The following is a 3329-nucleotide window of genomic DNA, read 5'->3' as shown; positions in this document are numbered from 1 at the left end:
CTGCCGCCGTGCTTGCCCTGCTACTCGCAGGCTGCGACGGATGGAAGCACCATCTAAGCAGCGACGGTGCCTCGCTCGCCTCCAAGTTCGACCCCTCCGAACGCACGCTAAAGATTAAGGGCAACGACAAGCCGTTCGTGCTGTTTTTCTACACCAGTAGCTGCGGTGCGTGCAAAGCCCAAGTACCCGTGCTAAATGAGCTACAAGCTAGCGGCAACGCGCTAGTTATCGGCGTTTTGGGCGACGGCAAAGGCTTGGAAGCCGATGCAGCAGTCGCGCGCGAAAAGGGGATAAAATTCCCAAGCATCAGCGGCGCAAGCTCGGTGAAATACTTTGAAACCATCGTAGGCGGCATTTTCGGCACCCCCACGTCGGTAATCTACGATAAAAACGGCAAAGCGGTCAAAAAGCTCATCGGCCTCTACCCTAAATCCGCCTTCGAAACGCAGCTCAAGCTTATGAATTAACGAGCGGAATTTAATGCAGCCGGATTTACGGCGGCGTATCGCAAATGCCCACTAAAATAACACTTCGAGTTTAAAATTCCTTTCAACTTGCAGATGCCTTTGCGTTTAAATTTCAAAATTTAGGCGCGCAACGGATTTAAGTATTCGCTGAGTTTTGCTAAAATTAGCTTTGTCACTAAGCTGCTTAAAGGGCTAAAAAGCGGCAATATTAAAATATAAAGGATACTTCAATGAGTAAAAAATCCCTTGCTTTAGGCGCTGCCGCGATACTTTGCGGCGCGCTAAGCCTAAATGCCGAGGCTGCGGCGCAGAGCGTGCAAGTAGATCTGAAATTTAACGCCGCAAATTTCACGCAAGAAAGCGTGATCGTAGGCGGCAAAAAGATAAAATTTCGCACCTACAAAAACATAATCTACGTCGCAAAACCAGCAAGCGCGCACTATCAGAGCATGAATATCTTCATCCCGCAGCAGTATTTTGAGGGGCGCAAGAGCGGCAAATTTGACGCCGCGAGCGCGCCTATATTTTTGCTAAACGGCGTGGGCGGCTACATGCCGGGCGAAGCGGGCGAGGTCAAAATAGACGCAAGCGGCAAACCAAACGCGATCGCTACGGCACTTTCGCGCGGTTACGTCGTAGCCGCTCCCGCAGCGCGCGGACGCACGCTAAAAGGCGCAAATGGCGATTATATCGGCAAGGCGCCCGCAGCGATCGTCGATCTAAAGGCGGCCGTGCGGTATCTGAAATTTAACGACGCGGCGATGCCCGGGGACGCGAACAAGATCATCTCAAACGGCACGAGCGCGGGCGGAGCGCTCTCGGCACTTTTGGGCACGAGCGGAGACGAGGCTGCGTACGAACCGTATCTGCAAGAGCTGGGCGCTGCGAAGGCGAGCGATAAAATTTACGCGGCGTCCGTATACTGCCCGATCACAAATCTAAAGCACGCGGACGCGGCGTATGAGTGGATGTTCGGCGCGCAGAGCGAATATGAAAAGATGGATTTTAGCGGCTTTGATGCAGCGGGATTTAACGAGCGCGACGAAAATTCTAGCGGCGCTGAAAAAAATTCTAAAAAAGACGCAAATCAAAGCGCCGCAAAGCCCACTCGCAAGATGCTAAGCGGCAAACTAGACGCGGCGCAGATTAAAATTTCAGACGAGCTAAAGGCGCAATTCCCCGCCTATCTGAACTCGCTAAGCTTAAGGGATGGGGGCGGCCGCGCGCTAAGCCTGGATAAAAACGGCGACGGCAGCTTCAAAGATTACATAAACGGCCTCATATCGGCCTCGTTTGCTAATTTTGCGGTGAAAAATCCGCGTGCGAAGGCACCCCTATACCTCGATGCAAAAATCAAGGACGACGCATCGCAATCGCATATGCTTTTTTGGGGCTACGCGACTGCCGAGCCGCGCGCCAAGACCCCGCCCGCATTCGACGGCTTTGCGCTTGAAAATCCCGAAAACGAGCTGTTTGGAGGCGCCAAATTTAACGCGGCGCATTTTACGGATTTTGGCGCGATGAATGACCCCGCCAAAGGGGTGCTAATCGCAGATGCGCGGATCGTAGAGATGATGGATGCGATGAGCTTCGTGCGCAACGAAAACGGCGCGAAATTTTACCGCATCCGACACGGCGCGAGCGATCGCGATACGGCGCTTGCGATCCCCGCTATTTTGGCGCTTAGCTTGCAAAATGCAGGCAAGAACGTCGATTTTGCGGTGCCTTGGAGGCAAGGACACGCCGGCGATTACGATCTTGAGGAGCTTTTTAACTGGATCGACAAAGTAGTCGCGCGCTAGATTAACGGGCAGAATTTTACTTTGAAATTTAGAATTTTGCCCGCAGCTCTGCCGCAAAATTTTATCGCCCAAACACTCTCTAGCGGATACGCCGAGCGGCGTAAAATTCCGCTACAAAATTCTATCGCGTCAAAATTTTAGCGCCGCCGCAAGAAACACAATGGCTTGAAATTTTACGGCTAGCGTTCAAAAAAAATTTATAGAATTTTATCGCGGCAAAATGGCGCGAATTAAAATTTTAACGGCCGCGACGATTTATGGCTCGGGGCTTTTAGCGCGATCTGCGTCAAAACTCCAGCACAGATCAAATTCTGCAGGCTAATTTTAAATTTAAAGACCAAAATATGCGATAAAATTTCGCGGCGTTTATGCACTATTCGATCGCAGCTCTTTGAGCGCGCAGTATCGCATAATGGGCGCACATTCGGCGCGCGAACGATAAAATACGCTAAAATGAACGTAAAAAACCCAAGCAAGCGCGGCAAGCAGGCTAAATTTAAGGCGCGCTTTGCGATCTCCCGCGGGCTCAAGCCCGCTTTTGCTATCCTATTATTCGACTTACTTCAATAATCCGCTGACACACAAAAAGCGCCGCTTGGAGTCTGTATCTTTACGACGTGTGCGTAAATTTGATAATTTAGCGACGCTTTTGAGCGCAGCTTAGCCTATTTAAAGATCACCGCGCCGCAGCAGGATCGCTTCCTAAACCTGGTGCGCCGGTATCTTTGTGGCGGCGCAACTCGGCGCCAAATTTAACGTTAGCTAGCATTGCGCTGCCTTTAGCTCGCGCGCGGCAAGCGCTCTATCTATGGCAACGCAACTTCAGCATTAAATTTAAACGCGCTATCTTTGCGCCGCTTCTATAGATTACGGGCGGCGGGCACCGCCTGCGACGACGCCTTCATGCAAGCCGCTTTTTGCCGCGCTGCGCCGCGAAAAAGTTTTTAAAATTTAACGCCCTAGCCTTTTGCGATCTCGTAAAAACCGTCTTTGAAAACGACTTTGCCCGCATCCGCAAGGCGCTTTAAAAGCTGTGCGCTGGGCTCGTCAAACATCGCCT

2 protein-coding genes are annotated in these 3329 nt (G+C 51.5%); both read left to right on the top strand.

Going from position 1 to position 3329, the window contains the following annotated elements:
• Positions 1–467 (top strand): TlpA disulfide reductase family protein (locus Q0277_RS02520; protein ID WP_297995253.1); only part of this gene is annotated, 467 nt, incomplete at its 5' end.
• A 230-nt stretch (positions 468–697) separates the two neighbouring features.
• A complete protein-coding gene (locus Q0277_RS02515; protein WP_297995252.1) occupies positions 698–2269 on the top strand; it encodes a subtype B tannase in 1572 nt (523 codons plus the stop codon).
• Positions 2270–3329: the final 1060 nt, after the last annotated feature.

Source organism: uncultured Campylobacter sp., from assembly GCF_938030815.1.
Classification (GTDB): domain Bacteria; phylum Campylobacterota; class Campylobacteria; order Campylobacterales; family Campylobacteraceae; genus Campylobacter_B.
Note: the sequence above shows the minus strand (reverse complement) of the source record. Positions and strands in the feature narration are given on the sequence as shown.